The 26,433-nt window shown below is 62.3% G+C and carries 20 protein-coding genes; 13 read left to right on the top strand and 7 right to left on the bottom strand.

Going from position 1 to position 26,433, the window contains the following annotated elements:
- Positions 1 to 207 precede the first annotated feature (207 nt).
- From FBY03_RS13690 to FBY03_RS13680, 3 genes are all read right to left on the bottom strand, one after another.
- Entirely contained in the window at positions 208 to 1,704 is a 1,497-nt protein-coding gene (locus FBY03_RS13690) for a CoA-acylating methylmalonate-semialdehyde dehydrogenase (RefSeq protein ID WP_147172926.1), read from the bottom strand.
- Between the two features lie 66 nt (positions 1,705 to 1,770).
- On the bottom strand, positions 1,771 to 2,928 hold the full coding sequence (locus FBY03_RS13685; protein WP_147172925.1) for an iron-containing alcohol dehydrogenase: 1,158 nt from the start codon (positions 2,926 to 2,928) through the stop codon (positions 1,771 to 1,773).
- A 114-nt stretch (positions 2,929 to 3,042) separates the two neighbouring features.
- The gene (locus FBY03_RS13680) at positions 3,043 to 4,611 is read right to left on the bottom strand and encodes a BCCT family transporter (RefSeq protein ID WP_147172924.1); all 1,569 of its coding nucleotides are present in this window, start codon (positions 4,609 to 4,611) and stop codon (positions 3,043 to 3,045) included.
- 901 nt (positions 4,612 to 5,512) lie between these two features.
- On the opposite strand from FBY03_RS13680, the gene FBY03_RS13675 reads away from it, so the two are divergent.
- Together FBY03_RS13675 and FBY03_RS13670 are read left to right on the top strand one after the other, a co-directional pair.
- Positions 5,513 to 8,023: a CoA transferase gene (locus tag FBY03_RS13675; protein WP_147172923.1), complete on the top strand. Its 2,511-nt coding sequence runs from the start codon at positions 5,513 to 5,515 to the stop codon at positions 8,021 to 8,023.
- A 205-nt stretch (positions 8,024 to 8,228) separates the two neighbouring features.
- Positions 8,229 to 9,509 (top strand): MFS transporter, encoded by a 1,281-nt coding sequence (locus tag FBY03_RS13670; RefSeq protein ID WP_147172922.1) that lies wholly within the window; start codon positions 8,229 to 8,231, stop codon positions 9,507 to 9,509.
- A gap of 39 nt (positions 9,510 to 9,548) precedes the next feature.
- Here FBY03_RS13670 and FBY03_RS13665 read toward each other — a convergent pair whose 3' ends face one another.
- Complete coding sequence (locus FBY03_RS13665; RefSeq protein WP_147172921.1) at positions 9,549 to 10,442, bottom strand: LysR family transcriptional regulator; 894 nt, start codon at positions 10,440 to 10,442, stop codon at positions 9,549 to 9,551.
- Positions 10,443 to 10,676: 234 nt separating this feature from the next.
- Here FBY03_RS13665 and speB point away from each other — a divergent pair, with 234 nt between their 5' ends.
- From speB to FBY03_RS13625, 8 genes are all read left to right on the top strand, one after another.
- Complete coding sequence (gene speB, locus FBY03_RS13660; RefSeq protein ID WP_147172920.1) at positions 10,677 to 11,636, top strand: agmatinase; 960 nt, start codon at positions 10,677 to 10,679, stop codon at positions 11,634 to 11,636.
- 126 nt (positions 11,637 to 11,762) lie between these two features.
- Positions 11,763 to 12,581: a transporter substrate-binding domain-containing protein gene (locus FBY03_RS13655; RefSeq protein WP_147172919.1), complete on the top strand. Its 819-nt coding sequence runs from the start codon at positions 11,763 to 11,765 to the stop codon at positions 12,579 to 12,581.
- Between the two features lie 172 nt (positions 12,582 to 12,753).
- Entirely contained in the window at positions 12,754 to 13,500 is a 747-nt protein-coding gene (locus FBY03_RS13650; RefSeq protein ID WP_147172918.1) for an amino acid ABC transporter permease, read from the top strand.
- 26 nt (positions 13,501 to 13,526) lie between these two features.
- Positions 13,527 to 14,258 (top strand): amino acid ABC transporter ATP-binding protein, encoded by a 732-nt coding sequence (locus FBY03_RS13645; RefSeq protein WP_306102481.1) that lies wholly within the window; start codon positions 13,527 to 13,529, stop codon positions 14,256 to 14,258.
- Positions 14,258 to 14,977, top strand: a complete 720-nt coding sequence (locus FBY03_RS13640) for a class II aldolase/adducin family protein (protein WP_147172917.1) — start codon at positions 14,258 to 14,260, stop codon at positions 14,975 to 14,977. The genes FBY03_RS13645 and FBY03_RS13640 overlap by 1 nt, the downstream gene beginning before the upstream one ends.
- Before the next feature lie 99 nt (positions 14,978 to 15,076).
- Positions 15,077 to 16,462 (top strand): sodium:solute symporter, encoded by a 1,386-nt coding sequence (locus FBY03_RS13635; protein ID WP_147172916.1) that lies wholly within the window; start codon positions 15,077 to 15,079, stop codon positions 16,460 to 16,462.
- Positions 16,463 to 16,568: 106 nt separating this feature from the next.
- Positions 16,569 to 18,170 (top strand): 5-guanidino-2-oxopentanoate decarboxylase, encoded by a 1,602-nt coding sequence (locus tag FBY03_RS13630; RefSeq protein ID WP_147172915.1) that lies wholly within the window; start codon positions 16,569 to 16,571, stop codon positions 18,168 to 18,170.
- Positions 18,171 to 18,255: 85 nt separating this feature from the next.
- Positions 18,256 to 18,990, top strand: a complete 735-nt coding sequence (locus FBY03_RS13625) for an MBL fold metallo-hydrolase (protein ID WP_147172914.1) — start codon at positions 18,256 to 18,258, stop codon at positions 18,988 to 18,990.
- A 233-nt stretch (positions 18,991 to 19,223) separates the two neighbouring features.
- On the opposite strand, the gene FBY03_RS23065 is transcribed toward FBY03_RS13625, so the two are convergent.
- Together FBY03_RS23065 and aceK are read right to left on the bottom strand one after the other, a co-directional pair.
- Positions 19,224 to 19,361, bottom strand: coding sequence for a PA1414 family protein (locus FBY03_RS23065; protein ID WP_178090659.1), 138 nt, complete (start codon positions 19,359 to 19,361; stop codon positions 19,224 to 19,226).
- Positions 19,362 to 19,569: 208 nt separating this feature from the next.
- Complete coding sequence (gene aceK, locus FBY03_RS13620; RefSeq protein ID WP_147172913.1) at positions 19,570 to 21,300, bottom strand: bifunctional isocitrate dehydrogenase kinase/phosphatase; 1,731 nt, start codon at positions 21,298 to 21,300, stop codon at positions 19,570 to 19,572.
- 198 nt (positions 21,301 to 21,498) lie between these two features.
- Here aceK and FBY03_RS13615 point away from each other — a divergent pair, with 198 nt between their 5' ends.
- Together FBY03_RS13615 and FBY03_RS13610 are read left to right on the top strand one after the other, a co-directional pair.
- Complete coding sequence (locus FBY03_RS13615) at positions 21,499 to 22,407, top strand: DMT family transporter (protein ID WP_147172912.1); 909 nt, start codon at positions 21,499 to 21,501, stop codon at positions 22,405 to 22,407.
- A 539-nt stretch (positions 22,408 to 22,946) separates the two neighbouring features.
- Positions 22,947 to 24,326, top strand: a complete 1,380-nt coding sequence (locus FBY03_RS13610) for a sensor histidine kinase (protein WP_306102480.1) — start codon at positions 22,947 to 22,949, stop codon at positions 24,324 to 24,326.
- Positions 24,327 to 24,363: 37 nt separating this feature from the next.
- On the opposite strand, the gene FBY03_RS13605 is transcribed toward FBY03_RS13610, so the two are convergent.
- Positions 24,364 to 25,077: a response regulator transcription factor gene (locus tag FBY03_RS13605; protein WP_147172910.1), complete on the bottom strand. Its 714-nt coding sequence runs from the start codon at positions 25,075 to 25,077 to the stop codon at positions 24,364 to 24,366.
- Positions 25,078 to 25,353: 276 nt separating this feature from the next.
- On the opposite strand from FBY03_RS13605, the gene rpoS reads away from it, so the two are divergent.
- A complete protein-coding gene (rpoS, locus tag FBY03_RS13600; protein ID WP_147172909.1) occupies positions 25,354 to 26,388 on the top strand; it encodes an RNA polymerase sigma factor RpoS in 1,035 nt (344 codons plus the stop codon).
- Positions 26,389 to 26,433: the final 45 nt, after the last annotated feature.

Raw genomic sequence — 26,433 nt, 5'->3', positions numbered from 1 at the left:
GCTCATTTGGAACAACCAAACCGCGCTCCTCGTGCCTTGCCTCGCGCAAAAACAAGCTACGGCGCGGCCGCGAATGAAACGGCAACAGACCCTAGCCTGGTCCGCGACACGGGCAGCAACCGCTGGATAGCAAAAAAGGCCCCCCCCTGTTCAAGGGCGTCGCCTAGGGCCTGTAGCTGACACACACCGCTATGGCGTATCAGCCGATCATTTCATGGTCGGCATGGAGAACTCGGCGCCTTCCCGAACCCCGGCCGACGGCCAGCGCTGGGTGACCGTCTTGCGCTTGGTGTAGAAGCGCACGGCATCCGGGCCATAAGCATGCAGGTCACCAAACAGCGAGCGCTTCCAACCGCCGAAGCTGTGGTAGGCCACCGGCACCGGCAGCGGTACGTTGATGCCGACCATGCCGACCTTGATGTTGTCGGAGAAGTAGCGTGCAGCTTCACCGTCGCGAGTGAAGATGCAGGTGCCGTTGCCATATTCGTGGGCATCGATCAGGTCCATGGCTTCCTGCATGCTGTCGACCCGTACGATCTGCAGCACCGGGCCGAAGATTTCTTCCTTGTAGCTGAGCATCTCCGGGCTGACGTTATCGATCAGCGTACCGCCGACGAAGAAGCCGTTCTCATAGCCGGCCACCTGTGGATTGCGACCGTCGACCACGATCGTGGCGCCCTGCTCTTCGGCGCTGTCGATATAACCCACAACCTTCTGCTGATGCGCCTTGGTGATCACCGGACCGAAGTCGTTGCTCTTTTCCGAGTAGGCGCCGACCTTCAGCGTCTGCATGGCCTTCTGCATCTTCTCGACCAGGGCATCGGCGGCCGCATCGCCCACCGCCACCGCGACCGACAGCGCCATGCAGCGCTCGCCCGAGGAGCCGAAGGCCGCACCGAGCAGCTGGTTCACCGCATTATCCATGTCGGCATCGGGCATCACGATGGCGTGGTTCTTCGCCCCGCCCAACGCCTGGCAGCGCTTGCCGTTGGCATTGGCGGTCTTGTAGATGTACTCGGCAATCGGCGTCGAGCCGACGAAGCTGACCGCCTGAACACGCGCGTCGCTGAGCAGGGTGTCGACCGCTTCCTTGTCGCCATTGATGACGCTCATCACGCCATCGGGCAGACCCGCTTCCTGCAACAGTTGGGCGATGAACAGGGTCGAGCTGGGGTCGCGCTCGGACGGCTTGAGGATGAAGCAGTTGCCGCAGACGATGGCCATCGGGAACATCCACAGCGGCACCATCGCCGGGAAGTTGAACGGGGTGATCCCCGCCACCACGCCCAGCGGCTGGAACTCGCTCCACGAATCGATGTTCGGGCCGACATTCTTGCTGTGCTCACCCTTGAGCAGCTCGGGTGCGCCGCAGGCGTATTCGACGTTCTCGATGCCGCGCTGCAGTTCGCCCAGGGCATCGTGGGAAATCTTGCCATGCTCTTCGCCAATCATCTGCGCGATGCGCTCGGCGTTCTGCTCGAGCAGCTCCTTGAAGCGGAACATCACCCGCGCGCGCTTGATCGGCGGGGTGTTGCGCCACGCAGGGAACGCGGCCTCGGCGGCGGCAATGGCCTGTTCGACGGTGGCCTTGGAGGCCAGCGCTACGCGCTTGCTGACTTCGCCGGTGGACGGGTTGTACACGTCCTGAAAGCGCTCGCCTGCGCTGATGATCTGGCCGTTGATCAGGTGTCCTACTGTGTTCATCGCGGATATTCCTCGGAAAGTATTCAGGTCGCGGGCTCAGGGCCCAAGGTTATTGAAAGACGGGGCTTACCAGAGCTGCTGGTAGATCTCGATGATCTCTTCGGCACTCGGCACGCGCGGGTTGTTGTTCGGTGAACCGGAGGCCAGGGCCTGCTGCGCCATGACCTGCAACTGGTCGAAGAATTGCTGGCGGTCGATGCCGAACTGCTCGGGCGTGGGCACCTGCAACTCATCGTTGAGCGCACGCAGCTCGCTGAGTAGCTTGGCGTTGGCCACTGCGACGCTGTCCTGCTCGCTGGCCACACCCATGGCACGCGCGCAGTCGGCATAGCGCTCGGCAGCTGCCGGGATCGAGAACGCGGTGACACTCGGTAGCAGCATGGCGTTGGACAGGCCATGGGGCACATGGAAATGCGCGCCTATGGGCCGGCTCATGCCATGCACCAGGGCCACCGAGGCATTGGAAAAGGCCACACCGGCCAGGGTCGAGCCGAGCATCATCGCCTCGCGTGCGGCCTTGTCCGCGCCATCGTGGTAGGCGCGGCGCAGGTTGGGCGCGATCAGGCGCATGGCCGAGAGAGCCTGGCTGTCGCTGTAGAGGCTGGCCTTCTTGCTGACGTAGGCCTCCATCGCGTGAGTCAGCGCATCGATGCCGGTGTCGGCGGTGATGCGTGCCGGCAGGCTCAGGGTCAGGCTGAAGTCAATCAGCGCCGCCACCGGCATGAAGCCGATACCCACGCAGAGCATCTTCTCGTCGGTTTTTTCGTCGGCGATGATGGTCACCCGGGTAACTTCCGAACCGGTGCCCGCAGTCGTTGGCACCGCGATGATCGGCAAGCCGGACTCGATGACGATGCGCGGAAACTTGTAGTCGCGCATCTCGCCGCCATGCTTGGCGAGGATCGCAATGGCCTTGGCGCTGTCGATCGGGCTGCCACCGCCGAGGGCGATGATGCAGTCGTAATCGCCATGGCGGGCTTTCTCGACACCAGCCTGTATGGAAGCAACAGTCGGCTCGGGCACGGTGTCATCGAACACATCGGCGCTCATCTGCTGGCCCACCAGAGTTTCTTGTATGCGCCTGGCGTAGCCCAGCTGCACCATCATCTTGTCGGTGATGATCAGCGGTCGGGTACAGCCGAGGCTGGCCAGCACGTTGGGGATATCCTGACTGGCGCCCTCGCCGACCTGCATGATGCGGGGGAGGATCACTTGAGTAGACATGGCGACTCCGCTATTGCTGAGACAAGAACCGTCGGTGTGCACGCCGTGCAGCATCCTGCAGCCTTGCTGGGGTAAGTGGAGCACCACGAGCCAGGGTTCGTGGTGCGATTCAGATCAGAGACTGCTGGGGGCCGCCGCCGCAGATTCGATGGCAACCCTTGCCTCAATCGCCTGCGTCACTTTGGCATCTTTGACAGCCTTGCCCGTCAGCGGCTCCTGGCGCAACGCCTTGATGAAACCGTAAGTGGACAGCATGACTACGAACGAGAACGGCAGCGCAGCGACGATGGAGGCCGTTTGCAGGGCCTTGAGCCCACCGGCAAACAGCAATCCGGCGGCTACAGCGCCGATGGCCACACCCCAGAAGACCCGGAGACGAGCCGGCGGATTTTCGTGACCCATGGCGATGAGCGTGCAGATGACCAGGGTGGCCGAGTCGGCCGAGGTGACGAAGTAGGTCACCAGCAATACGGTGCAGATCCCCGCGATCAGCAGTGTCAGCACCTGGCCCAGGCCCATCAGTTCGATGGTCTTGAACAAGGCCATGGTGATGTCCTCATTGACCGCCGCCGTCACACCACCGCCACCAAACAGCTCGATAAACATGGCCGTATTGCCAAAGATGGTGATCCAGAAGGTTGCCAGTACGGTCGGCGCGATCAGCACGCCCAGGACGAACTCACGAATGGTGCGGCCCTTGGAGATACGCGCGATGAACATGCCGCAGAACGGCGCCCAGGCGATCCACCAGCCCCAGTAGAAGACGGTCCACCAGCCCTGCCACTCACTCTTCGGATCGGGATCGACCCACATGCCCAACTGCACGACATTGGCCAGGTAGTCGCCGGAGTTGGTGACGAAGGCGCCGATCAGGTATGCCGTCGGGCCACAAATAACGAACAGGGCCAGAATCACCATGGTCAGCTGCATGTTCAGTTCACTGAGGATTCGAATGCCCTTGTTCACGCCGCTCAGTACCGAGGCGGTGGCAATCACCGAGATCACCGCGATCAGGATCACCTGGTTGCTGATCGACACCTCAATGCCCAACAGGTATTGCAGCCCCGCGTTCATCTGCTGCGCGCCCAAGCCTAGCGATGTGGCGATGCCAAATACCGTGCCGAACACCGCCAGCAGGTCCGCGGCATGCCCCAGCGGCCCATAGATACGCTCACCCAGTAGCGGGTACAGGCAGGAGCGGATCGACAGCGGCAAGCCCTTGCGGTAGGAAAAATAAGCCAGCATCAAGCCGAAAGCCGCAAACAACGCCCACCCGTGCAGGCCCCAATGGAAGATCGCAATGCGCATGGCAACTTGTGCCGCCTCTGCGGTCATCGCCTGCCCCTCAGCGATGAAGGGGTTGCTCTGAAAGTGGTAGATCGGCTCGGCGATACTCCAGAACAGAATACCGATGCCAATACCAGCACCGAACAACATGGAAAACCAGGAGAAGTTACTGAACTCCGGCCTGTCGCTGTCCTTGCCCAGGCGGATGCTGCCATAACGGCTGAAGATCAGCCAAACCGCGAAAAACAGAAAGAAGCTCATGATGCCGACGTAATACCAGGCCAGCTTCGAGGCAATAAAGCCTTTGGCCGCACTGTAAATAGAGTCGGCATACACCGGATCGATAACCGTAAATAGCACAAACGCGATAACCAGCAGAGCCGAACCGATCGACATGATCGGATTCATCTCAGCGAGCAACCCACCTTTTGCCGTTAGCTGTTTCGCGCTACTCATGACGCGACCCTCTGTTCGATATATTTTTGTAGTTGTTATTCATCTTGCACCTTTCAACTGTTGGTTAATCCTTGCCGGGCAAAGATCTAGTTGACCATGAGAGAAAACAGCGCTCTTCATGGAGGGGCCGTACCTGCGTACCTCACGACACTGGCAGCGAGAGATAAGAGCACGACTGTAGTTGTTAGACGGGGCAGCAGTAGCGATACACAACAAGCAGAGTGCCTATATCGATACGGAATCTATTGTTATGAATGCGGATATCGATGAGAAGCAAAAAAATAGCAGGCAATGACCCTTGTTTTCTTATGGATAGATCAGTCAGACACGCCCTTCACAGGCTCTGAGCCCACCTCACTGCAGGCCATAGCGACACCCGAAGCTGCCAGACGCCCCACGCCTGGTCAGGCTTTCCGCGCCTCTCCGCCGCCTCAGGCATGGGATTTATGCAGCCATAAAAAAAACACCCTCTTAGGTCAATTTTTTATTGCTGGCCGCCACCTCTCTTCATTCCTAATATCGGCGCTACCGAAAAAGCGCCGAAACCTACCAGTTACGTCAGCCACTTGCATACACAGGTGTATTTGACAGGTTTCTGCAGACTGGATGAACGAAACGAAACTCGGTGTAGCGTTAAGCAGTGGCTGGATAGTTATCACAGCGCACTACTGACGCAGCAATAAAGATCACTCGGCAAGTTACTGAACCTCAATAACTTGCCAAACAGTTTATTAGCGGGTCGTACAACCTGACAGCAGCGCCCATGGCAATCAAACAAAAAATCCAACCTGGCTGTTTAGTCTCCGTCAGCCGGTTCAGCTTATTTGAAGGATAAATTGCAATGAACAACCAACAATTGCCGTTAACCGGAGTTCGCGTAGTTGATTTCGGTCAGCAGATTGCCGCACCGGCCGTGGCCATGACCCTGGCCGATCTGGGCGCTACCGTCGTGCACATCGATCCGCCCGAAGGCCCACAATGGGACCATCCGGCCAATGCCGTGCTGAACCGTAACAAAAGCTCGTTGCGCCTGGACCTGAAGAGCGAAGCAGGTCTGGCTCAGGCCCTCGCCTTGATCGACCAGGCCGATATTGTCATCGAGGGCTTCCGCCCTGGCGTCATGCAGCGCCTGGGTATCAACTTCAGCCAACTGCGTGAGGCGCGCCCAGAGCTGATTACCCTGTCGGTGCCGGGCTTCGCCAGCAACGACACCCTGCGCCGCGAGTGGAAAGCCACCGAAGCCGTAGTCGCCGCGACCGGCGGTGCCTTCACCGACATGGGCTTCAACCGCGTGCTGCTGGGCCTGAACCCGAGCTTCTCGCCGCTGCCGCTGGGCTCCGCCTACGCCACGGCTCTGGCAGCCTCCTCGGTGGTACTGGCGCTGCAGGCTCGGGAAAAAACCGGGCGTGGCGATGCCATCGAAGTGCCGGTGATTTCCGCCCTGATGGAGGGTCTGTCGTACAACTCCTACGTCATCGAAGGCCTGCCCGAGCGCTACAAGACCATGCGCGAGCTGGAAATCGAGCAGCGCAAGGCCAACAACATTGCGATGGACCTGAGCTACGACGATCTGCAGGAATACCTGGACCCCTTCTACCGCACCTACAAGTGCGCCGATGGCCGCATGTTCTACTGCGTCTGCCCATCGCACCGCAATCATGCCAAGCGCGCCCTGACGGTCCTCGGCATCTATGACGAACTGGTCGCCGAAGGTTTGCCGGAAGTGCAGAACCTGCACGCGCCGATCAGCGAGTGGGACGGCGAGACCTCCATCGGCGTCTATCCGCTGCCGAAGAAATGGGCCGACCACATCTCGGCCAAGATGAAGAAAGCCTTCCTGAGCAAGACCTCCGAAGAGTGGGCCGTGATCTTTGGCGAAGGGCAGATCCCCGGCGCGCCGCACCGTACCACCCAGGAATGGGTCAACCACGAGCACACCAACGCCGCCGGCCTGATCGTCGAGGTCAATGACCCGCAATACGGCCTGATGAAACAACCAGGGCCGTTCGCCTGGCTGGAAGAGTCGGCCGCGCAGATGGTCTGCCCACGCCCGCGCAAAAACGTCAGCTTCGAGCAGGCGCTGGCCGAACTCAGTTCAGTAGCCGCGGCGGAAACCGTGACCCGTCCGGTCGGTGCCGCGATCAAGCCGGCATCCAATGCTGGCTGGCTCGATGGCCTGCGCATTCTCGACCTGACCAACGTGATCGCCGGCCCGCACTCCACCGCGTTCCTCGCCCGCTTCGGCGCCGAGGTGATCAAGCTCGATACCGTCAAGCCCCTCTACGATCCGCTGATCGGCACCCTGTTCAGCTTCCAGACCAGCATGGGCAAGCGCAGCGCCCTGGTCGACATCATGAGCAGCGAAGGCCGCGAAGTATTCAATCGTCTGGTGCGCTCCGTCGACATGGTGGTAATCAATGCCCCCGAGCGTCAGCTCAAGGCCCTGGGTCTCGATCACGACAGCCTGCAGGCGGTCAACCCGGGCGTTCTGTTCTGCCGCCTAGACTGCCTTGGCGGCCCGCTGCCAGGCCCGAAGACCAACTACATCGGCTATGACGACATCATCCAGGCGCACAGCGGCATCATGAGTCGTTTCGGCGGCCCGGAAACCCCGGAAGAGCACGCCCACCTCGGCACCCTGGACGTCAACTGCGGTTTTACCGCCGGCCTGGGCATGGCAGTGTCGCTCTACCACAAGCTCAAGACCGGCCAGGCCACCCGTTCGCGCACCTCGCTGTCGGCCGTCACCAACCTGGCGCAGCTGTCGTTCGCCTTCGACTACCAAGGTCGTGCGCCTTTCAACGAGCCATCCGGTCGCGAAGTGCTGGGCCACAACGCCCTGTCGCACTTCTACCAGACGGCGCAAGGCTGGCTCTACCTCGACTCGAAACAGTCCGAACTGCCCCAGCTGGAACGCGTCGAAGGTCTGGCCGGCATCAGCACTGCGGCAAACGTCGGCGAGTTCCTGAAGACTGCGCTGCTGACCGCACCAGCCGCCTACTGGGCGGAAACCCTGCAGGCGGCCGACATCGCCGCGGCCGTACCGATGTCCATCGAGGCCTTGCGCGAGCAGTACAGCCGCGCCGGCGACGGCACAGTCGGCATCGACCGGGGCAGCTTCGCCTTCTCCATCCACCGCGACCACCCGAGCGGCCATTGCCTGACGCAGATCGACCACCTGGCGATTCGTCCGACCGAGGCCAGCATCAAGGCCGTAAGCCTGCCGGAGCGCTGGGGCCACTCTACTCGCGAGGTGCTGGCGGATGTCGGTTACAGCGCGGCCGAGGTCGAGTCGATGATCGAACGCGCGATCGCCAGCCTGGGCTGGGCCGAGGAGTTCCTGCCGAGCTAAGCCACTGCCCCGGCGGGCGGGTAACTCCTCGCCCGCTTGCTGGTGCGTCACGCGGTAATCACCTCTGCAGAAACAACCTGTTCGTTGTCCCGTTGTCACGCTCGGCAACGACTTCCAAGCGCGGCACCGGATGGATTAAGGTTGACGGCCCCTATCTGGAGGCCGCCGGCCTCGAGAATCCCCTAGTCACTGAGTGGCGGTGATCATGATCCAGCAGACCCTGAGAAGCGTATGGCCGCTGTTTTTCGGCTTGGGCGTTATCGGCCTGTGCATGGGCGCACAGGGTTCATTGCTGGGCATTCGCGCCGAACTGGAAGGGTTCAGCACCATCGCCACCGGCCTGCTGATGTCCGGCTATTACCTGGGTTTTCTGCTCGGTTCCCTGCGCGCGCCGGGGATCATTCAGCGGGTCGGGCATGTTCGCTCGTTCGCCGCACTGACCGCACTCGCCTCAGTCACCATCCTGGTGCACGCCCTGATCGTCGACCCCTGGGTCTGGGGGCTGATGCGCCTGCTCACCGGTTTCGCCGTGTCGGCGATCTATGTGGTGGCCGAAAGCTGGTTGAACCAGGCGGCCGACAACCGCAGCCGTGGCCAACTGCTGTCGATCTACATGATCACCATGCTCGCCGGGCTTTCCAGCGGGCAGTTTCTGCTGAACGTGTCCGACCCCGCCAGCTTCGAGCTGTTCAACCTGATCTCGATCCTGATCAGCCTGGCGGCCATCCCCATCCTGATCACGGCGACGCCGATGCCGGCGTTCGAGGCCGCCCGCCCGGTGAGCATCGCCACCCTGTACCGCGTGGCCCCGACCGGCTTGGTCGGCTCCTTCCTGATCAACGCCTGCTACGCCATGGTGCTCGGCATGGGCGCGGTGTATGCCAGCCGACTGGGCATGCAGGTCAGTGAAATATCGCTGTTCATGGCGATCCTGGTAGTCGGCGGCATGTTGTTGCAGTGGCCCTTGGGCAAGCTCTCGGACAGCATGGACAGGCGCACGGTGATCGCCGCAGCGGCCTTTGCCGCCCTGCTGTTCGCCTTGGCCAGTGCCCAGGTCGGCCTGGCCGAGGACAACCGCCACCTGCTGCTGGCACTGTTGTTCGGCGCGAGCTGCTTCCCGTTGCTAGCGCTCTATCTGGCCCTGACCAATGACCAACTGGAAGCCGACCAGGCTGTCGGGGCCAGCAGTACCCTGTTGCTGGCCGGAGGGGTTGGCGCCTCGATCGGCCCCTTCGGCATTTCCCTGGTGATGGATCAATGGGGACCCTCGAGTTTCTTCTGGAGCCTGGCGATCATGAGCGGGCTGATGGCCGGCCATGCCCTGTACAAACGCATCAGCGACCCCTTTACAACCTCGACGGAACCGACCAGCTTCCAGATGCAGGCCCCCTTCCCGGTGGGCTCGGTGCTGATGGACCCCGTGCCAGAAGACGCCCAACAGGCAGAGCCCGCGCGCCCGCCACTCGGCGAACAGTCCAGCACTTGAGGCCAAGCGGTCCCATGCTCGACCGCTCGCTGCTGCACCCTAGCGCTCGGTGAGTTGCGCCTTCAACAGGTCGCGAAAGGTCTGCAGCAAGGGTTCGCGGACCCGGCCGCGGCGCAGGATCAACGAGAATGGCGCCTGGTAGCCGAAGGTCGCCGGCAGCAGTACGCGCAATTGCCCCTGATCGACCCAATGCTGCGCGTAGTGCTCCGGCAGGTAACCGATATAGGCGCCGGACAGCACCAGGATCAGCTGCGCCTCCATCGACTCCACGGTCGCCGCACTGTGCTTGAAACCGTGCCGCGCCAGCTCGGCCTGGCTCCAATAACCGCGGCCGACCATGCGCTGCTGGGTGATCACTTCCGCCGGGATGCGCCGCTCGCCGAACAGGGAGTGGCGCTCGCTGCAGTACAGCCAATGCTGCTCGCGGTACAGCGGCTGATAGACCAGCCCGTTCATCCGCGTGGAGAAGGCGCCGATGGCCAGGTCCAGGCGATTATCCAGCACCGCCAGTTGCAGTTCATAGGGGCTCAACACCGACAGGTGCAGGTGCACGGCCGGATGTTCCTCGCTGTAGGCGCCAATCACCTCGGCCAGGGGTAACGCCGAATCGCTGACGGTGGAATCCAACACGCCGAGGTTGAGGGTGCCGCGCAGCTCCCCCTTGAGCGCCGCGGAGTAACGCTCGAAGCCTTCCAGCTCGCCCAGCAAGCGCAGGGTTTCGTGGTAGAACAACTCGCCCTTGCTGGTCAGGCTGAAACCGCCACGGCCGCGGTGACACAGGCTCAGGCCGAGCTGGCCTTCCAGCTGACTCATGTAGGTGCTGATCGCCGAAGTCGACAGGTTCAGGTCCTGTTGCGCGGCGGCGAAGCCCTGGTGGCGGACCACGCTGACGAAGATGCGCAGCAGTTTCAGGTCGGGCAAGGCTTGGCTCATGACAACTCCACGACAGCATCGAAGTGCTTGGGTAGGGGCCTGCAGACAGGCCAATCGGCGTGATCGAACGCACAGCGTCGCGAGCAGGCTCGCTGCCACCGGGAGTCTATCCACTGCTCGTTAGTTTAGAAATATCTGAACTAAGTTTTTGCCCTCAGCGATTTTTCCCCAGCGCATCCTGTCCAACAATCTGGCCAACGACTACTACAACCACAACAACCGTGAGGCCATCCCATGGACAAGACTCTGCACCAGCCCTTGGGCGGCAATGAAATGCCCCGCTTCGGTGGCATTGCCACCATGATGCGTCTGCCGCATATCCAGAAAGTGGAAGAACAGCGCCAGCTGGACGCCGCATTCGTCGGCGTGCCGCTCGACATCGGCACCTCGCTCCGCTCCGGCACCCGCTTCGGCCCGCGTGAGATTCGCGCCCAGTCGGTGATGATCCGTCCCTACAACATGGCCACCGGCGCCGCGCCGTTCGACTCGCTGAACGTCGCCGACATCGGCGATGTGGCGATCAACACCTTCAACCTGCTCGACGCAGTACGCATCATCGAGGAGTCCTACGACAAGATTGTCGAACTGGGCATCATCCCCCTGACCCTCGGTGGCGACCACACCATCACCCTGCCGATCCTGCGTGCGCTGAAGAAGAAGCACGGCAAGATCGGCCTGGTGCATATCGACGCCCACGCCGACGTCAACGACCACATGTTCGGCGAGAAAATCGCCCACGGCACCACCTTCCGCCGCGCGGTGGAAGAAGACCTGCTCGACTGCGACCGCGTGGTGCAGATCGGCCTGCGCGCCCAGGGCTACACCGCCGAAGACTTCAACTGGAGCCGCAAGCAGGGCTTTCGCGTGGTCCAGGCCGAAGAGTGCTGGCACAAGTCGCTGGCCCCGCTGATGGAAGAAGTGCGCGCCAAGGTCGACGGTGGCCCGGTCTATCTGAGCTTCGATATCGATGGCATCGACCCGGCCTGGGCGCCCGGCACCGGCACCCCGGAAATCGGCGGCCTGACCACCATCCAGGCAATCGAGATCATTCGCGGCTGCCAGGATCTACAATTAATTGGTTGCGATGTGGTGGAAGTGTCCCCGCCTTACGACACCACCGGCAACACTTCGTTGCTGGGCGCCAACCTGTTGTACGAAATGCTCTGCGTGCTGCCGGGCGTGCAACGCCGCTGAGCGCCCGCGCCTGGCCGACCGCTGATGCGGGCGGCTAGGCGCTCTCCTGAAAGTTCATATAACAACAACACGGTTCCACTGCGTACTGCCAACAAAACCGAGAACGATGCACTAGGAGATGTCCCCATGCGTACCACGACCATTTCTGCACTAGCCCTCAGCTTGCTGGCGGCCACCTTCGGCGTCACCACGAGTGCCGCCGAGAAACCGGCCTTCATCAGCGCCGGCACCTTCAACGTCTGCTCCGACCCGACCTTCCCGCCGCTGGAGTTCTTCGAGAAGACCGGCGACCGCGAGCCCAGCGGCTTCGATGCCGACCTGATCCGCGCCCTGGCCAAACACTGGGGGGTCGATGCGCGCTTCATCGTCACCGAATTCACCGGCCTGCTGCCTGGGCTGGAGTCCAAGCGCTGCGATGCGGTGATCAGCGGCACCCTGATCACCGAGGAGCGCACCCAGAAACTCAACGCCGTGCCCTACCTGGCAAGCGCCACCATCGTCTTCGGCAGCGGCAAGAGCGACCTGACCCTGGGCAGCCTCGACGACCTGTCCGGCAAAGTGGTGGCCGTGCAGTCCGGCACCCGCTACGTGAAGATCATGGAAGAGTTGAACGCCAAACTCAGCGCCGCCGGCAAGACCCCGGCGACCCTGCAGACCTACCCGAAAGGCAGCGATGTGGCCCAACAAGTGCTGGTCGGCCGCGCCTCCGCCGGGCTGTCCCAGGACACCGAGCTGGCCTACCGTGAACTGCAGACTCCGGGGCAGTTCAAGACCCTCTACAGCTTCCCGGAGAAGGACGTATTCGGCGCCTACCTGCGGCCGAACGCCGCCGATAAGCAAGCCGTGCAAAGCGCCATCGATGCCCTCAAGGCCGACGGCAGCCTGAAAGCCATCAGCGAAAAATGGAAACTCGCGCCGGCCAACCTCGAGGTGGCCGGGCAGTAGCAGCCGGCTAACTACTGTTGCGCGCCAGGCCAGGCACGCTGAGAACCGCTGCGGACGCGACGTTTGCCAGTGGCAAATGAGCATCCACGCCGGTCTTCACCCCCGCCGGGCCACGCGCAACGCTAGTGCACCGCTACTACCGTCCGCCATCCGCTGAGAGCGAGAACTCACCATGAACTTCGACGTATCCGTGTTCTGGAACGCGCTGATCTCCTACCCGTTTTTCGAGGGTGCCTGTATCACCTTGCTGCTGGCGCTGGCCTCGCACTCGGTCGGGATCGTCCTGTCAATTCCCACCGCACTGGCGCTGGAAGGCCGGCCGAACGTCGCCCGCTCGCTGCTGCGCGGTGTGGTCAGTGTTTTTCGCGGGGCGCCGACCCTGCTCCAGCTGCTGTTCGTCTGGAACGCCCTGCCGCAGTTCTTTCCGGTGTTTCGCGAGGCCTGGTTCACCCCTTTCATCGCGGCCTGGATCGCCCTCAGCCTGAACGAGGCGGCCTACCAGGTGGAGATCAACCGGGCGTCGCTCAAGTCCCTGGACAAAGGCCAGCTGGCCGCCTGCCATGCCTTGGCCCTGTCGCGCTGGCAGACCTTTCGTTACGTGGTGCTGCCGCAGGTCGCGCGCATCGCCATTCCGCCGACCGCCAATGAATTCATCACCCTGCTGAAGATCACTTCGCTGGCCTCGGTGATTTCCCTGCAGGAGTTGATGGCGGTGACCTCGCAAACCGTCTCCTCGACCTTCCAGTTCACCGAGTACTACGCCGTCGCGCTGGTCTACTACCTGGTCATGGTCTACACCCTGAGCTGGCTGCAAAGCCGCCTGGAACGCCGCCTGTCCTGGGAACAACTGGAAGAAACCAGCCCGTCCAACCATCCCGGCCTGGTGCAACGCACCCTGGCCCGCATGCGCCGCGCCTGAAGCCCAGCACAATGAGGGATAAGCCCATGAACGAAATGATCCTTCTGGAACACGTCGGCAAAAGCTTCGGCGACTTCCAGGTCCTGCAAGACATCAACCTGAGCGTGGCACCCGGCGAGAAGATCGTCATCTGCGGCCCGTCCGGCTCGGGCAAGTCGACCCTGATCCGCTGCATCAACCGTTTGGCCCCGCACGACACCGGCACCATCATCGTCGAGCAGCAGGACGTCGCCAGCAAGCAGGGCAGCGAGCATGTGCGTCGCGAGGTGGGCATGGTGTTCCAGAACTTCAACCTGTTCCCCCACCTCAGCGTGGTGGACAACTGTACCCTGGCGCCGATGAAGGTACGCGGGCTGTCCAAGCAGGAGGCCGATGACCTGGCCATGACCTACCTGCGCCGGGTGCACATCAGCGAACAGGCGCACAAGAAGCCCTGCCAGCTCTCCGGCGGCCAGCAGCAACGAGTGGCCATCGCCCGGGCGCTGTGCATGAACCCCAAGGTGATGCTGTTCGACGAACCGACTTCGGCGCTCGACCCGGAAATGGTCGGCGAGGTTCTCGAGGTGATGACTGAACTGGCCCTCGACGGCATGACCATGCTCTGCGTGACTCACGAGATGGGCTTCGCCCGCAAGGTAGCCGATCGCGTGGTGTTCATGGACGCCGGACGCATCGTCGAGATCGCCCCTCCGACCGAATTCTTCGACAACCCCCAGCACGCCCGCAGCCGTGCCTTCCTCTCGCAGATCAGTCACTGATGAACCACAGCGAAGCCACCCTGCGCCGTGACCTCGCCGCCGCCTACCGGCTGGCGGCGCTGTTCGGCTGGGACGACACCCTCTATACGCACTTCTCGGTACGCCTGCCCGGGACCGAACCGCGCTTTCTGATCAACCCGTTCGGCCTGCTGTTCGAGGAGGTGCGCGCCAGCGACCTGCTGGTGGTCGACCTGCATGGCCGGGTGATCGGCGGCGAGGCCGACTACAACGTCGCCGGTTTTACCATCCACAGCGCCCTGCACATGGCCCGCGCGGATGCCCACTGCGTGATCCACACCCACACCCTGGCCGGCATGGCAGTGGCTGCGAGCGAAACCGGCCTGACCCAACTGAACCAGATCAGCGCCGAGTTCTACCAAGGGCTTGGCTACCATGACTACGAGGGCATCGCCTTCGATCTGGGCGAGCGCGAGCGCCTGGTAGCCTCGCTCGCCGGGCACAGCACGCTGATCCTGCGTCACCATGGCCTGCTCAGCGTCGGCGCCAGCGTCGCCGATGCCTTCTACCTGATGTACTACCTGAACAAGGCCTGCGAGATCCAGTTGGCCGCCGCCGTGCTGCCTGACATACGCGAGATGCCGGCAAGCCTCAGCCGCCACGCCCGCGAACAGTTCCAGGGTGTCGAATGGCAGCGTCAGCTGCTGTGGCAGGCCTGGCTGCGCAAGCTGGAGCGGCTCGATCCGGCGTACCAGCAGTAAAACATCGAAGTTTTCCCGTTTCCCTTCGGCATGCCCGGCGTTCCTGAACGCTGGGCAGGCCAAATGTTTCATCTAAAACAAGTACAAAGGAGTACCTGAATGTCCCTCGATATCGGCGTAGTGCTGCTCTACGCATCTGCCATGTTGCTGCTCGGCTGGTTCGGCATGCGCCGCGCGAAAACTCGCGAAGACTACCTGGTGGCCGGGCGCAACCTCGGTCCCGGTTTCTACCTCGGCACCATGGCCGCGACCGTGCTCGGTGGCGCCTCCACCATCGGCACCGTGCGCCTCGGCTACGTCTATGGCTTGTCCGGCTTCTGGCTGTGCGCGTCGCTCGGCCTGGGCATCATCGGCATCAGCCTGTTTCTCGCCAAACCGCTGCTGAAGCTGAAGATCTATACCGTCACCCAGGTACTCGAGCGCCGCTACAACCCGACCGCGCGGCATGCCAGCGCGGCGATCATGCTGGTTTATGCGCTGATGATCGGCGCCACCTCGACCATCGCCATCGGCACCGTGATGCAGGTGCTGTTCGGCCTGCCATTCTGGGTGTCGATCCTGCTCGGCGGCGGCGTGGTGGTGCTCTACTCGACCATCGGCGGCATGTGGTCGCTGACCCTCACCGACATCGTGCAGTTCCTGATCATGACCATCGGCCTGGTGTTCCTCCTGCTGCCCATGTCGATCGGCGACGCCGGCGGCTGGGATGCGCTGGTGGCCAAGCTGCCACAGAGCTACTTCTCGCTCACGGCGATCGGCTGGGACACCATCATCACCTACTTCCTGATCTACTTCCTCGGCATCTTCATCGGCCAGGACATCTGGCAACGGGTGTTCACCGCACGCAGTGCCAAGGTCGCCAAGCTCGCCGGCTCCGCGGCCGGCCTTTACTGCGTGCTCTACGGCCTGGCCGCCGCGCTGATCGGCATGGCCGCCAAGGTGCTGCTGCCGGACCTGGAAAACGTCAACAACGCCTTCGCCAGCATCGTTCAGCTGACCCTGCCGGACGGCATCCGCGGCCTGGTGATCGCCGCCGCCCTGGCCGCACTGATGTCTACCGCCAGTGCCGGCCTGCTGGCCGCTTCGACCACCGCCGCACAGGATCTCTGGCCGCTGCTCACGGGGCGCAAGGGTGAGGAAGGCAGCGCCAATGAAAACCGCGTGTTCACCTTGCTGCTGGGCATTGTCGTCCTGGCCATCGCCCTGGTGGTGAGCGACGTGATCAGCGCCTTGACCCTGGCCTATAACCTGTTGGTGGGCGGCATGTTCATCCCGCTGCTGGGTGCCATCTACTGGAAGCGCGCCAGCACCCTCGGCGCCATCGCCAGCATGCTGTTGGGCAGCCTGACCGCGGCCTTCTTCATGTACACCGACGGTCTAGACGCCAACACGCCGATCTACTACAGCCTGACAGTCGGCGCGCTGAGTTTCGTGGTGATCAGCCTGCTGTCGCGCCGTCCGGCCACCGCGACCGGCCTGGCCTAAGCTCCTTGCGAGCGGCCGGTCTCTCTCGCGAGACCGGCATTAGCGATTCCGCACGGCTGTGCGGAATCGCGTTTTATTCCGACCGCTACCTGTACAGGGAAACCCCATGACCACCTGCGGCGAATTTCTCGTCAAACAACTCGAAGCCTGGGGCGTCGACACCATGTTCGGTATCCCCGGCGTGCATACCGTCGAGCTGTACCGCGGCCTGCCGCACAGCAGTATTCGCCACATCACCCCACGCCACGAACAGGGCGCCGGGTTTATGGCCGATGGCTATGCCCGGGTCAGCGGTAAGCCCGGGGTGTGCTTCATCATCACCGGGCCGGGGATGACCAACATCCTCACCGCCATGGCCCAGGCCTATGCCGACTCGATTCCCATGCTGGTTATTTCCAGCGTCAACCAGCGCGATCGCCTGGGCCTCGGCAAGGGCTATCTGCACGAGCTACCCAACCAGCGCGCGCTGACTGCCGGCGTCACCGCCTTCAGCCATACCCTGATGAGCGTCGAGGAATTGCCCGGCGTACTGGCCCGCGCCTTCGCCGTATTCGAGGGCGAGCGGCCGCGCCCGGTGCATATCGAGTTGCCGCTGGACATCATCACCGCGCCGGCCGAACACATGCGATTGGCCCCGCGACCGAACATCCAGCGGCCGATTCCACCCCGCGCCCTGCTGCGCGAGGCAGCGGCCCTGCTGCGCACGGCCAAACGCCCGCTGCTGTTGCTCGGCGGCGGCTGCGTCGCGGCCTCGGCCGAGGCCCGTGCCCTGGCCACTGCGCTGGATGCACCGACCGCCCTGACCATCAACGCCAAGGGTCTGCTGCCGCCCGGCCATCCATTGCTGCTGGGCAGTAATCAGTCCCTGATACCGGTGCGCCAGTTGGCGCTGGAGGCCGATGTGGTCCTGGCCATCGGCACCGAGCTGGGCGAGACCGACTACGACGTGGTGTTCGACGGCAACTTCAAGCTGCCCGGCCAGCTGATCCGCATCGATATCGACGCCCAGCAGCTGCACCGCAACTTCCCCCCGAGCCTGGCGATCCAGGGCGACGCGCGCCTGGCCATGCGCTTGTTGCTGGCCGACCTCCCCGCGGGCGAGCTGCGCGCAGGCAGTCCAGGCGCCTTGCGCACCGCGGCCGTACAGGCGCAGCTGGCCGAAGAATTTTCCGCCTGGGCGCATTACCGCCAGTTGTTCGACACCGTGCTGGAGGCGCTGCCGGAGGCGCGCTTCGTCGGCGACTCGACGCAAACCGTGTACAGCGGCAACCACCTGGTCGAGCTGGACGGCACCCGCCGCTGGTTCAACTCCTCCACCGGCTACGGCACCCTGGGTTACGGCCTACCCGCGGCGATCGGCGCCAAGCTGGGCGAGCCGGGCCGCCCGGTCATCTGCCTGATCGGCGATGGCGGCATCCAATTCAGCCTGCCGGAACTGGCCAGCGCCGTGGAAGCCAAGGTCGCAGTAATCGTGTTGCTGTGGAACAACGCCGGCTACGGCGAGATCAAGCGCTACATGGAAAGGCGCGACATCACGCCACTGGGCGTGGACATCTACACCCCGGACTTCCTGACCCTCGCCCGGGGCTTCGGCTGCGCCGCCGAACGGGCCCGCGACCACGCCCACCTGGCCGAGCTGCTGCGCGATGCGCCGGCGGACCGCCCGCTGCTGATCGAAATCCTCGAGGCGCCGCCCTTCCACCCCTGAGCCCTTGAAAACCCGGCAGGAGCCCGCGCATCCTGCCGGCAAGGGCGTAGGCTGGAATCAACGCACGCGCAGGATAGGTAGCCGCATGAAAATCGTCAGCCGCGATCACTGGTTCGAAGTGGAACACCGCTACGACGGCATCAGCCTGATCCACGAACCCTATATACGGCCGTTCTACCGCTGCAACCTGTGGCATGTGCAAGGCCGCGAGCGCGATGTGCTGATCGACTCCGGCTCCGGCCTGGTCAGCCTGCGTGAGCAATTGCCCTGGCTGACCGAGCGCCCGCTGCTGGCGGTGGCCAGCCACACGCACTTCGACCATATCGCCGGCCATCACGAGTTCCCCGAGCGCCTGGTGCATCCGGCCGAGGCGGACATACTCGCGGCGCCAACCGGGGCCAATACCCTGGCCGCGGACTTCGTTGGCGACGAGATGTTCGAGGCGCACCCCGACTGCCCGCTGTGCTACGCCGAGTACCGGGTCAGGGCCGCGCCGGCGACGCGACTGATAGAGGAAGGCGATGTGCTGGACCTGGGCGACCGGGTGCTGCAAGTGCTGCACACCCCCGGACATTCGCCAGGCGGCATCAGCCTGTGGGAGGCGGCGACGCAGACGCTGTTTTCCGGCGACATCCTGTATGACGGACCCTTGATCGACAATGCCTACCACTCCAACCTGCAGGACTACGCGCAAAGCCTGATACGGCTGCGCGGCCTACCGGTGCGCACCGTGCATGGCGGGCACTTCCCGAGCTTCTCGGGCGAGCGTATGCGCGAGCTGATCGATCAGTGGCTCAAGAGCCACAGGGAATCTGTCTAGTAACCGACGACGTTGGCAGGCAGGACGAGAACGTCCGTCATTGAGATTGTTTAGTCGGAGGAGGCGAATAGTCAGCCTCTGCAACCCGTTCATGCAGCAACGGCCGCTCCTCCAGGTTTCACAGCACAACCAACGCCCCCGTCTCCGAGCCCAACGGGCTCCTCCCACGGCACCAAGCCATGCCCCCCGCGCACTAAACTGCAAGCTGCACTCGGCGGCTACCCGAGCGCCACTTACTCGCGGCGCCGGCGTGGGGTTTTAGGATCGCGAGGGGTATTGGTCCGCACGGGGACGGGCTGCAGTTGTGGCCGATCGAGCAGGCCAAGGGCAACCAGCAGATCTTCTAAGGCATTTTGCGACTTGGCGATCATGGGACTTCCTCCTGCCAAGGACTTCGATAAGGCGCTCGGGGCACCTTGCTTGAGCGTAGATCAATCTGCGCAAAACTGCAGGGGGTATAGCTGCAACCCGAGCACCGCCCAGCCAACCCCTAGCCCAGCTTTTGCGGTTTCTGCCGCTGATGCGCGGCGCAGAAACAGTCGTGCCCCCTGCCCAGGTATCGCGCCGGGTACCTTGTGCTCAATCCAGGTTATCGACACGCCCGACTTTACGCCGGTAAGGGAACACATCGATCACCTTGCCCTCGCGAATCGCCGCTTGCAGGCTCTTCCAGTAGTCGGCGTCATACAGTTCGCCGTGCAGTTGGCTAAATAAGCGCCGCTGCTGGATGTCGGCGAACAGGAACGGCGGGAACTCTTCCGGAAACACATCCAACGGCGCCACCGAATACCAGGGCTCCGAGGCCATTTCGTCCTCCGGATAACGGGGTTCGGGAATGCGCCGGAAGTTCATCTCGGTGAGGTAGCAGATTTCATCGTAGTCGTAGAACACCACACGGCCGTGGCGGGTCACGCCGAAGTTCTTCAACAGCATGTCACCGGGAAAAATATTCGCCGCCGCCAACTGTTTGATCGCCAGGCCATAGTCGTCCAGCGCTGCACGCACCTGCCCCTCGGTCGCGCTGTCCACATACATATTCAGCGGGGTCATGCGCCGTTCGGTCCAGCAATGGCGCACCAGCACGGTGTCACCTTCCAGGACCACGGTGGACGGCGCCACTTCCAGTAGTTCGGCCAGGCAATCCGCCTCGAACTTGGCCTTGGGGAAGCGAAAGTCGGCGAACTCCTGGGTATCGGCCATACGCCCCACCCGGTCGACACTGCGTACCAGGCGATACTTCTGGATCACCGTGGCGCGGTCGACGGTTTTCGACGGAGCGAAGCGATCCTTGATGATTTTGAACACGGTATTGAAACCCGGCAGGGTGAACACGCTCATGACCATGCCGCGCACGCCGGGGGCCATGATGAACTTGTCATCGGTATTGGCCAGATGATTGATCAGTGCGCGGTAGAACTCCGACTTGCCGTGCTTGTAGAAACCGATCGAGGTGTAGAGTTCGGCGATGTGCTTGCCCGGCAGTATGCGCTTGAGGAAACCGACGAACTCCGCCGGAATCGCCACCTCGACCATGAAATACGAGCGGGTGAAGGAGAAGATGATCGACACCTCGGCTTCATCGGTGATCAATGCATCGATCTGCACGCCCCGCCCTTCGCGGTGCAACAACGGAATCACCAGCGGCCACTGTTCATCCCGGGTGAACAGACGGCCGACCAGGTAGGCCCCCTTGTTGCGGTAGAGCACCGAGGAAAACAGCTCGACACTCAACTCCGGGTCCTTGCACACCCAGTCCGGCAGGCTTTCGCGCAGTTGCCCTTCGAGCCGCTCGAGGTCGCGTGGCAGGTCTTCATAGGGCGCGTCGAAACGGTAGTCGTCGAAGACCTGCTTGAGCAGCCCCGGCAGATCGCCGCACGGCCGATAGCTGCGGGTTTGCACGATACGCGTGCGAGGTCGCAACGAGGGTCGGGTGGTGTGGATGAACATGCAGCCATCACTGATCTGGTCATGGCTGAACAGACCGCAGAAAATCGAGTTGTACCAGGTCTCGGCCAGCTCATCGTCGTCGCGCAGATCGATCAGCGCGATATAGGCGCTCTTCACCAGCGGCCATTGGTGCACCTCGAACAATTCCTGGTTGAAGCCGCGCCGCAGGCGCTGCCCTACCTCCTCGACCTTTTCCTCATACAGGTTGATCCGCGCCGCCGAGGCGCTCTGCGCCTCCTGCCAGAGCGCCTGCTCGAAGCGGGCGCGGGCGCCCTCGGTGATCTGGCGGAAATGCTCACGATAATCGTCGAAGCCATCGAGAATCTGACGGGCGATATCGGCGGCCGGCCATTGCTGCGCCATGGGCAAACCTCTAGTGGAAGACAGGGTATTGAGTGGCGAGCTTAGCCAGTGACCGGCGCCTGGGAAAGCCAAGCACTGGGGTAAAAGCGCTTATCGCCGTGAAAAATAGCCGCTGCATTGATTTAAAAGCGACTTTCGGATTGCCTTGGCGAGCCCGCCCAGCAACACTTCGCGTCCCGCCGCTGTGTGGAGTGCGTCATGCGCCTCGCTGATCTGCTACGTCTGTTACTGCTCGCTGCTATCTGGGGCGCCAGCTTTCTATTCATGCGGATCATCGCACCGGTGCTCGGCAGCATGCCCACCGCCTTCTTCCGCGCCAGCCTGGGGGCCCTTGGCCTGCTGGCGATCCTGCTGATCATGCGGGTACGCTGGGATTTTCGCGGCAAGCTCAAGCAGTGCCTGATCCTCGGGGTGATCAACGCCGGGCTGCCCTCGGCCATGTACTGCCTGGCGGCGCTGGTGCTCCCGGCCGGCTACTCGGCGATCTTCAACGCCACCACGCCGATGATGGGCGTGCTGATCGGCATGTTGTTTTTCAGTGAGGCGCTGACCACCAGCAAAGCCGCAGGCGTAGCGCTCGGTCTGTTCGGCGTCGCCGTACTGACCCGCACCGGGCCGGTCAGTGTCGACCTGGAGCTGCTGCTCGGCGCAGCCGCCTGCCTGCTCGCCACGACGTGCTACGGCTTTGCCGGCTTCCTCACCCGACGCTGGATCGGCCAACAGGGCGGCCTGGATAACCGCCTGACCGCGTTCAGCAGCCTGTGCGGCGCCAGCCTGTTCCTGTTGCCGTTGTTTGCCGGCGCACTGGTGGTGCAGCCGCCGGTCAGTTGGGGCGGTCTGGAAGTCTGGCTGTCCCTCGCCGGACTCGGGCTGATGTGCACGGCCTTTGCCTATGTCCTGTACTTTCGTTTACTGACCGATATCGGCCCGATCAAAGCCTCGACTACCACCTTCCTGATCCCACCATTCGGTGTGTTGTGGGGTGCATTGCTGCTGGATGAACCGTTATCTTGGGCTTATCTGTATGGCGGCGTGTTGATTGCCGTGGCGCTATGGCTGGTGGTCAGGCCAACGGCACCGGCAATAGCGCCACAAGCCGCTACTTAGTTTCCATGGCGAACCGCGATTCTCTGAGCGTGGGTAGAGCAGTTGCATTCGCTCGACCCGGATATCGCCCCGATAACCAGCCGTGCCCCATATCTGCCGGGGCGCACTACCGACCCTCGCCGCCGTGTGCCCCACACGCCTTTCCCGGCCACTGTTCCGCTGCCGACGACAGGACGTAAGCATCCCGACCGGCCCCAGCATCGTCAGCTGAACTAGACTCATGCAGTGAGCGGGCATCCTCACTCCAGCTACCCGGCCCTCGACGCCCTTATGTCAGCTTTTGCTGCGTGGCCATTGTGGATGCCTCCCCAGGAATCTCACAGCCGGCAGCAGAAGCCCGGCGGTCATTGCAGGGCCGAACGCCTGTCACGCAGGGTCTATCCCAAGGAGTAACGCGGATGTCTACAGGAGCGAAGGTCGCCTCTCAGAGCGTGCCCTTACCGCAAGAACCGAACCCGGTCTTGCCGGGTTCGACTCCAGGTTCCAGTTCGAGCTCGCCCCCACGCTGGTGGCAGAAACCATTCGTAGCGTTGCGCCACTTGAGCCGCTCGACTCAGTTCGTCATTGCCGCAGTGCTGATTCTCGGCCTGACGATGGCCTTCGTCGGCAATCTCGTCAGCAAAACCATCGAGCGCTCAGCGGTACAGGCCGCCGCCGAGGCCGGCGCCCTGTACATGGCGACATTTCTCGAACCCTACGTGCAGGAGCTGTCCACGGACAAGCGCTTGTCCGCCAAGACGTCCCAGTCTATCGACCGCCTGATGTCGAGCCCCACGCTGAACACCCACATCAAATCCGTGAAGATCTGGAGCCCAGACGGCACGGTGATTTACAGCACGAACAAGGACGTGCTGAACAAGGCATTCCCGACTTCCTACGAAATCAGCCAGGCCTTGGCGGGCCATACCGTCACCGAATGGGGTGAGCTGCACGATGACGAGAATATCTATGAACGCAGCCTGGGCATTCCCTTGTATGAAATCTATGCCCCGCTGCGGGAATTCGGCTCGGGGCGGATTGTGGCCGTTGGCGAGTTTTATGAAAGCGCAAAGACGCTGCAGCACGAAGTCGATCGCACCCGCCGGGAAGTCTGGATCATCGTCGGCACGGCTACCCTGACCATGTTGCTGCTGTTGTTTTGTATCGTACAAGGTGGCGACCGGATCATTGAGCGGCATCAACAGACGCTCCGCAGGCAAATGCACGAACAGGCGCAACTGCTCTCGCAGAATGGCGACCTGCAACGCAAGATTGCCACTGCCCACCAGGAGTTTTCGCAAATCAACGAACTCACTCTGCGCCGTATCGGCGCGGACCTGCATGACGGCCCCGCCCAACTGCTGACCCTGATTCTGGTTCGACTGGATGAGCTCGCCGCGCTGCAAGAGCGCTACCAGAGAAATGGTCATCCGCTAGAGGGGGATGTCCTGGAAACAATGAGGAATGCTGCGCAGGATGCACTTCAGGAGATCCGTAATATTTCTCGCGGCCTGGCGCTTCCGGAAATCAACGGTATTACCTTACGCCAGGAATTGGAGCTGGTTGTACTGCGGCATGAACAGCGCAGCAAAACCCAGGTCAAGCTGAGCTGCGGCTCTCTGCCAGAAGACCTACCGCTCACCCATAAGATATGTATCTACCGCTTTGTTCAGGAGGCGCTGAACAATGCATACCGCCATGCTGGCGGAGCGGGTCAGGAGGTCCACGCCAGCTATGATGGAACCTGGCTCGAAATACGAGTCTGCGACGCCGGCCCGGGTATCGCGAGCGGGAGTGCGCCTGCGACTGAGGTAAACCCAAGCCGAACTTGCCTGGGTCTGGCGGGTATGCGCTATAGGGTCGAAGCGCTCGCCGGCATTTTCGCCATCGAATCAACAGCCGGCGTCGGCACCCAGGCGAGCGCGCGATTCACGCTGTGACCACCACCGGCCGCTCGACCACCGCCGGGCTCGGCGATTAGTCCAGATCACCGTACGGTTGGCAGGCCACCCACTGCGATCCAGCCAAGCGACGCTTGATGTTCGAAACCTGCGTATTATCCCAGTGCTGCCTGACGGCCGTAACCGCTTCCACCCGGTTGCGGACGTGGAGCTTCTGCATGACGCTGGTCATGTAATGCTTGACGGTTTTCTCGCTCAACGAGAGTTTGAGGGCAATCTCGCGGTTGGTCAGCCCATTGGCAACCTCGCGAATAATTTGCTCCTCGCGGTGGGTGAGGTCGGCGATGCTCTTCTCACCCTCGTTATGTTTCTTCAGATTGTTGATCAGCCGGCTCGCGAAGCCGGGCGTGATGAAGGTTTCACCCTTGGCCACGTTGCGAATCGCCTGCACCAGCTCCGGTCCGCTTACGCCTTTCAACACATAGCCTTTGGCGCCCGCCTCCAAGGCTGCATAGGCATCCTCTTCGGACTCGGAAACAGTCAACATCAAAACCTTGATCGACGCTGAGGCTGATGTAATGGCGCGGACCGCGGCAAAGCTATCACCGGGCATATGCACATCCATCAGCATCACATGGGGTTCGAATTTCGCGGCGATGGTCTTGGCCTCATCGGCTGAACCGCCCTGCTCCACCACCTCGAAATCGACGATTCTCTTGAGCGTCGCGGCAACCCCCTGCCTCAACAGTGGGTGATCATCGACGATGCCAATCCTGATTTTGCAGCTCATACACGGTCCCTTCCCTACTGCGCTCCGATCATTTCGCCCGAACAGTTCCGCCAAAACACCCAGGCCCTTCTGAGTGTAGTAAAGCCAGCGCATGATCGTTCAACTTGCCTGCATGCAATGTAGGCAATTACTGGCCAAAACGCCCAGTTTCTTTCAGACCAAGGGCCCGGTCGATTTTCAGACCAAAGTCGCGAAATTTGATTCGACCTCCGCATCTTTGGCTATGACGGGAACACTCGCATGCTGTAGGCCTCTAGGAATTTCTGAGCAGTGACTATGACTTACGTATTCAGATATGACCTTGACCCAGATCAACGCCAAACGTTTGGCACCCCGGTCACGCTCAACAACCGACAGACGGTAATACTGGTCGAGCCCGTCGCGCCGCTGACGCGCTCGACCGCGCAAGCCGACCCCGTCAAGCCCGCCCCTAAGCCGGCCAGCGCAGTGAAACCGCACAGATCCACCGATTACGCGCAGGCGCTCGATGCTACTCGTCTGTATCTGAACGAAATCGGCTTCTCGCCCCTGCTCTCGCATGAGAAAGAACTGCACTTTGCCCGCCTGGCGCGGCAGGGCGATGCGCACGGACGCAAATGCATGATTGAGAGCAACCTGCGCCTGGTCGTTAAAATTGCCCGCGGCTACCTCAACCGCGGCCTGGCGCTGCTGGACTTGATTGAAGAAGGCAACATTGGTTTGATCCGCGCAGTGGACAAGTTTGACCCCGAACTGGGCTACCGCTTCTCAACCTATGGCACCTGGTGGATTCGCGAAGCCATTGAGCGGGCCATCATGAATCAGACGCGTACCATCCGCCTGCCCATCTATGTGGCCAAGAAGCTCAATGCTTATCTGGGCGCCGCTCGCGAACTGACACGCAAGCTCGATCATGACCCCTCATCGGATGAGATCGCCAAACTATTGGAAAAAACCGTGAGCGAGGTCGAGCACATACGCGATCTGGATGTACGCGTGTCATCCGTGGATTCGGCCCTCGCTCCGGATTCTACCCGCTCGCTGCTGGAGACACTTGCCGACGACCCGTCGAACGACCCCTGCAGTTTGCTGCAGGGCAACGAGTTGTCGCAGAACGTCAAAAGCTGGCTGGCTGAACTCACTGATAAACAGCGCGAGGTGCTGATACGCCGCTTCGGCTTACGCGGCGATGAAGGCTGCACCCTGGAGGAAATGGGCCAGAGAGTCGGCCTGACCCGCGAGAGGGTACGGCAGATCCAGGCCGAAGCGCTCAAACGCCTGCGTACGATACTGGAGAAGAACGGCCACTCCTGCGACAGCCTGCTCCAATAACGGCTCGCACAGGCTGTTGCTGTACGCCAGCGTCAGGAAACATCT

It is taken from the genome of Pseudomonas sp. SJZ079, assembly GCF_007993865.1.
In the GTDB taxonomy this organism is placed as follows: Bacteria; Pseudomonadota; Gammaproteobacteria; order Pseudomonadales; family Pseudomonadaceae; genus Aquipseudomonas.
Note: the sequence above shows the minus strand (reverse complement) of the source record. Positions and strands in the feature narration are given on the sequence as shown.